The organism is Streptomyces sp. NPDC050388 (genome assembly GCF_040655635.1).
In the GTDB taxonomy this organism is placed as follows: Bacteria; Actinomycetota; Actinomycetes; order Streptomycetales; family Streptomycetaceae; genus Streptomyces.
The window spans coordinates 1-1,458 of record NZ_JBFAKH010000267.1; the positions used below are offsets into that span (position 1 = coordinate 1).

Consider the following 1,458-nt stretch of genomic DNA (forward strand, 5'->3'; position numbering starts at 1 on the left):
ACGTACGTCCCCCAGATCTCCCGCAGCGCGTTGCACACCTCGCCCACCGTCGCCCGCGCCCGCAGCGCCTCGCGCATCGGGTACAGGACGTTGTCCTCGCCCTCCGCCGCCTTCTGCAGGGCGGCGAGTGCCGAGTCCACGGCGCCCTGGTCGCGCTCCGCGCGGAGCCTGGCCAGGCGTTCGGCCTGCCGGGCCTCGATCGCCGGGTCGACGCGCAGCGGCTCGTAGGGCTCCTCCGCGTCGAGCTGGTAGCGGTTGACGCCGACCACGACCCGTTCACCGGAGTCGGTCTCCTGGGCGATGCGGTAGGCGCTGCGCTCGATCTCGCTCTTCTGGAAGCCGTGCTCGATGGCGTCGACCGCGCCGCCGAGGTCCTCGACCTTGGCCATCAGCTCCAGCGCCGCGGCCTCCACCTCGTCGGTCATCTTCTCGATGACGTAGGAACCCGCGAAGGGGTCGACGGTCGCCGTCACGTCCGTCTCGTAGGCCAGGACCTGCTGGGTGCGCAGGGCGAGGCGGGCGGACTTGTCGGTGGGCAGCGCGATGGCCTCGTCGAAGGAGTTGGTGTGCAGGGACTGGGTGCCGCCGAGCACCGCCGCCAGGCCCTGGACGGCGACGCGGACCAGGTTGATCTCGGGCTGCTGGGCCGTCAGCTGCACCCCGGCGGTCTGCGTGTGGAAACGCAGCATCAGGGACTTGGGGTTCTCCGCCCCGAACTCCTCCTTCATCACCCGCGCCCAGATCCGGCGGGCCGCCCGGAACTTGGCGACCTCCTCCAGGATCGTGGTGCGGGAGACGAAGAAGAACGACAGGCGCGGCGCGAAGTCGTCGACGTCCATCCCGGCCGCGACCGCCGTCCGGACGTACTCGATGCCGTCGGCCAGCGTGAACGCGATCTCCTGCGCGGGGGACGCCCCCGCCTCCGCCATGTGGTAGCCGGAGATCGAGATCGTGTTCCACTTCGGGATCTCGGCCCGGCAGTACTTGAAGATGTCGGCGATCAGGCGGAGGGACGGCTTCGGCGGGAAGATGTAGGTCCCGCGCGCGATGTACTCCTTCAGCACGTCGTTCTGGATCGTGCCGGTGAGCTTGTCGGCCGGCACGCCCTGCTCCTCGGCGACCAGTTGGTACAGGAGCAGCAGGAGGGCGGCGGGCGCGTTGATCGTCATCGACGTGGAGACCTGGTCCAGCGGGATGCCGCCGAACAGCACCCGCATGTCGTCGATCGAGTCGATGGCGACGCCCACCTTGCCGACCTCGCCGGAGGCGATCGGGGCGTCCGAGTCGTGGCCCATCTGGGTGGGCAGGTCGAAGGCGACCGACAGGCCCATCGTGCCGTTGGCGATCAGCTGCTGGTACCGCGCGTTGGACTCGGTCGCCGTGCCGAAACCGGCGTACTGGCGCATCGTCCAGGGGCGGCCGGTGTACATCGTCGGGTACACGCCCCGGGTGAACGGG

Annotated in this window: 1 protein-coding gene; it reads right to left on the reverse strand. The window is 70.0% G+C overall.

Annotated features, from left to right (window positions below; translation table 11 throughout):
- A partial coding sequence (locus tag AB0I73_RS41275; protein WP_363045513.1) for a methylmalonyl-CoA mutase family protein occupies window positions 1-1,458 on the reverse strand: 1,458 nt, incomplete at both ends.